A 3,869-nucleotide genomic window follows, 5' to 3' on the forward strand; every position below is an offset into this window, starting at 1 on the left:
CTTATACACCGCTATCGCAGGCAAGCCAGCTCCCACAATTGACCATCGTCGCACTCACTAAACGGAATAGTTCTCGACAACTACGCGCGCATAAACTTGTTATAGCCAGCCGCAATAATTCACATAACAAACCTCACGATTTTGTAATCAACTTGTTACTTGCAGCACTCATCACCAACAGCTTCTTGACGCCGACAAAAAAGCCATACAACTAATTGTAAATATTGAATAATCATCGCCACTCCTGCTCCACTCAAGCGCCCTTTTTAAACTCCCGCCCGCACAAACTTGCAAAACAACCACAACCGGCTACGTTCATGAATACCGTGAAAGCCATCAGCCATTACGCACAAAACCTGCCAGCCAGGTGAGGGGTTTTATTGCTCTAAAAACGGCGCAAGCACAGACACGGAACTTAAGTCTCAATACTCAAAAGGGATGCTTTGATGAAGCGCAGCCGGTGGTATCGTGCATGCTCGAAAAAGGCGCCAGCCGAACACTTTTGGCTGTCATTGGTGTGCTTTTCTGCGCTGGTGATTGCCAGCTTTCTGTTGTTTGAACAACAGATCCAAGACTTCCTGATTCACCTCAACCTGTACCAACCGTCCTCGCCTGCCCAGGCGTTCAACCTGGCCCTGCTGCTGGTCGCCCTGCTCGCGCTGGACGTGGTGCTGCCGGTGCCGTCGAGCATGGTGGCGTTGCTGGCGGTGGCCATGCTCGGCAGCATTGGCGGTTACCTGGTGATTTTTATCGGTCTGTGCCTGGGTGCAGGCTTGGGGTATGCGTTGGGCGCCGGTTATTTTCGTTTGCTGTCCGGCCGCCTTGGCTTGCATCAGCGCTCGCCCGGGCAGTTGGCGTACCGCTTGGGCACGCTGTCGTTGATTTGCCTGCGCGGTGTACCGGTGCTGGCGGAAACCTCGGTGGTGGCCGCCGGGATGCAGCGCTACCCGCTGCGGGCCTTTTTGCTGATCACCACCCTCGCCAATGCCGGCCTGGCGCTGGCCTACACGGCCATCGGTACCTTCCTGATCGAGCAGAATTCGTTGCTGGTCACGGTGCTGGCCAGCATGGTGTTGCCGCTGGTATTTGTGGCGATTTACAGCCTGCTCAAACGCAAGCCAAGTGGGGATCAGCCTCTGCGTGGGCGGTTCACGGTCGCTTATGACTACCCGGTGATCTTCACCGACCACCTATTCGACCCGCACAACCCATGCTTGCACCAGCAACTCACCGCAGCGCACAGCGGCCCGGTGACAGTGATGGTGTTCGCCGACGAGCAACTGCTGCACAGCGCGCCCGCGTTGCGCGACCAGATCGACGCCTACTTCGCGGCCCATGCCGATCTGCAGTTGCTCGCCGCGCCCATCGCCGTACCGGCCGGTGAATTGAGTAAAACCTCAGAGGTGTTGCAACAGCTCTACAGCGACATGCTGCAACACGGCCTGGACCGGCATTGCTACGTGCTGGCCCTGGGCGGCGGCGCGGTGCTGGATTCGGTGGGTTACGCCTGCGCGACCTTCCACCGGGGCATCCGGCTGATCCGCATCCCCAGCACAGTGCTGGCCCAGAACGATGCCGGTATCGGGGTCAAAAACGGCATCAATGCCTTTGGCCAGAAGAATCTGCTCGGCGCGTTCTACCCCGCCACCGCCGTGATCAACGACTTCCAGTTGCTCACCAGCCTCACCCGCCGCGACCAGATCGCCGGGCTGGCCGAAGCGGTGAAAGTTGCGCTGATCAAGGACGCCGCGTTCTTCGAGTGGATGGAAGCCAATGCCAGCGCCCTCGCCCACTTCGACCACGCGGCCAGCCGCTACGCGATTCGCCGTTGCGCCGAGCTGCACCTGGGGCATATCACCGGCGCCGGTGACCCGTTCGAGCGCGGTAACGGCCGCCCGCTGGATTATGGGCATTGGGCCGCGCACAAACTGGAAAACCTTAGCCACCACCGGCTGCGCCATGGCGAAGCAGTAGCCGTGGGCATGGCGCTGGATGGGCTTTACGCGAACGCACTGGGCCTGTTGAGCGATTCCGAAACTGAGCGGGTGATGAGCCTGCTGCACACGTTGGGCTTCAACCTGTGCCCGCCGGAACTGAGTGTGACCGACGCACAGGGCCGCTCACCGCTGTTGCTCGGCCTGGAGGAATTTCGCCAGCACTTGGGCGGGCAACTGTCGATCCCCATGCTCACCTGCATCGGCCAATCGGTGGACCTGCATGCAATCGACAGCGCAAAAATGCAAACGGCGCTGCAACGGCTGGCGGCCCACAGCAGCCCGGCACTGGCGGCCACCGAGGGCTACGCGCGATGAGCCCGATGAAAACCTGGATGACCCTCGGCCGCGTGTCCAACCTGCCGACGGTGTGGACCAACACCCTGGCCGCCGCCCTGCTCGCCAGCAGTGCCGGGGCCTTGGCGCCGCCCTCCTCGCTGGTGTGGGTGCTGCTGTTGACCACCTTGTCGCTGCTGTACCTGGCCGGCATGTTCTTGAATGACCTGCTGGATGCCGACTGGGACGCGCAACACCACAACCCGCGCCCAATCACCCTGGGACTTGCCAGCCGTCAACAAGTCGGCCTGGCCACAACCTTGCTGCTGGTACTCGCGGCAGCGGCGGTGCTGGGCCTGAGCCGCTTGATCGACACGCCGCATTGGCTGCTAGGCGGCGTGGTGCTGCTGGTGGGCTGCATTTTCGGCTACAACCTGCTGCATAAAAAATATGCGCACAGCGTGTGGCTGATGGGCGCCTGCCGCTCGGCGCTGTACCTCACCGCCGCTGCCAGCCTGGCGGTGCCGCCGGAGCCGATTTGGCTGTGCGCGATTCTGCTTGGCGTGTACATCAGCGGCCTGACCTACCTGGCCCGCCAGGAGCACCGCAACCAACTGATCAGCCGCCTGCCGCTGCTGTTGATGCTCAGCCCGCTGGCCCTGGCGCTCTACTCCAACAACCTGTGGTTCTGGCCGGTATTGCTGCTGTGGCTGGGCTGGTTGGGCTGGCATTACTGGAAACACCTGGCCCACCCGCAACAGCGCCAGGTGCGCGCGTTTATCGGCGCAGGTTTGGCCGCGCTGCCGTTGTTCGATGCACTGGTGCTGGCGGTGGCCAATCAGCCATTGGGCAGCCTGGTGTGTGTGCTGGTGTTTTTCCTGCTTCCCCACTTTCAGCGTTGGATCAAGCCGACATGAACATGCGCCCGGATAACCTCGCCGACCTTCGCTTGAGCCTCACCCAACGGCTGGATGCCACGCAGCTGCATTGGTGGTTGCAGGCACATGCAAAGCTTGAAGAACAACCGCATGCTTCCACGGCGGCGCTGCTGTGCGGCCAGTGCAAACGCCAGTTGCCTGCCGCCGTTGTCGCGCCAGCCCGGGCACTGGTGGTGGCCAAGGCGCTGGAACACACGCCGGCAGACTATCAACTGCCGCTGCTGCGCCAACTGTTCCTGTGGGGCGATGACCAGGAAAAAATCGCCCTGCTCAGCGCCCTCGACTGGCTCGACCGCGACGGGCTGTGCCTGGAACTGGCGTTGCAGGCCGGGCGCACCAGTAACCCCCAGGTATTTGCTGCCCTCGCCCTCGACACCGCTTACCCGTCACGTCATTACCCGGAACGCGCCTTTCACCAGTTGGTGCTCAAGGCGCTCGGCATGGGCCTCGACATCGGGCGCCTGGTGAACCTGGCGCAACACCACAGCGTGACCCTCAACCAGCTCGCCCTCGACCTGCTCGACGAACAGCTCGCGGCCTCGCGCACCGTATCCCCAGGCTTGCCCAAAGCCATCGCCTTTGACCTGCTCAGCCCGGCGCAACTACAGCGCTTGCGCGGCCTGCGCCTGCCGCCCGAATGGCACGCCTACCTGAACTGATG

General features: G+C 62.0%; 4 protein-coding genes. All 4 read left to right on the plus strand.

The features are described from left to right. Nucleotides 1-215, plus strand: a 215-nt coding sequence (locus tag FEM54_RS34440; protein WP_205894435.1) for a hypothetical protein, incomplete at its 5' end; no start/stop codon positions are given. Between the two features lie 231 nt (nt 216-446). After that, nucleotides 447-2,312 carry a 3-dehydroquinate synthase gene (locus FEM54_RS26845; RefSeq protein WP_138453681.1) on the plus strand — a complete coding sequence of 622 codons (1,866 nt, stop codon included), beginning with the start codon at nt 447-449 and terminating at the stop codon, nt 2,310-2,312. A gap of 5 nt (nt 2,313-2,317) precedes the next feature. Then, entirely contained in the window at nt 2,318-3,187 is an 870-nt protein-coding gene (locus tag FEM54_RS26850; RefSeq protein ID WP_017136537.1) for a UbiA family prenyltransferase, read from the plus strand. Then, the gene (locus FEM54_RS26855; RefSeq protein ID WP_138453682.1) at nt 3,184-3,867 is read left to right on the plus strand and encodes an EboA domain-containing protein; all 684 of its coding nucleotides are present in this window, start codon (nt 3,184-3,186) and stop codon (nt 3,865-3,867) included. The genes FEM54_RS26850 and FEM54_RS26855 overlap by 4 nt, the downstream gene beginning before the upstream one ends. Nucleotides 3,868-3,869 lie beyond the last annotated feature (2 nt).

It is taken from the genome of Pseudomonas edaphica, from assembly GCF_005863185.1.
Lineage (GTDB): Bacteria > Pseudomonadota > Gammaproteobacteria > Pseudomonadales > Pseudomonadaceae > Aquipseudomonas > Aquipseudomonas edaphica.

Coding starts and splice junctions, on each gene's coding strand:
- FEM54_RS26845 (WP_138453681.1), top strand. CDS start 447: ATGAAGCGCAGCCGGTGGTATCGTGCATGCTCGAAAAAGGCGCCAGCC.
- FEM54_RS26850 (WP_017136537.1), top strand. CDS start 2,318: ATGAAAACCTGGATGACCCTCGGCCGCGTGTCCAACCTGCCGACGGTG.
- FEM54_RS26855 (WP_138453682.1), top strand. CDS start 3,184: ATGAACATGCGCCCGGATAACCTCGCCGACCTTCGCTTGAGCCTCACC.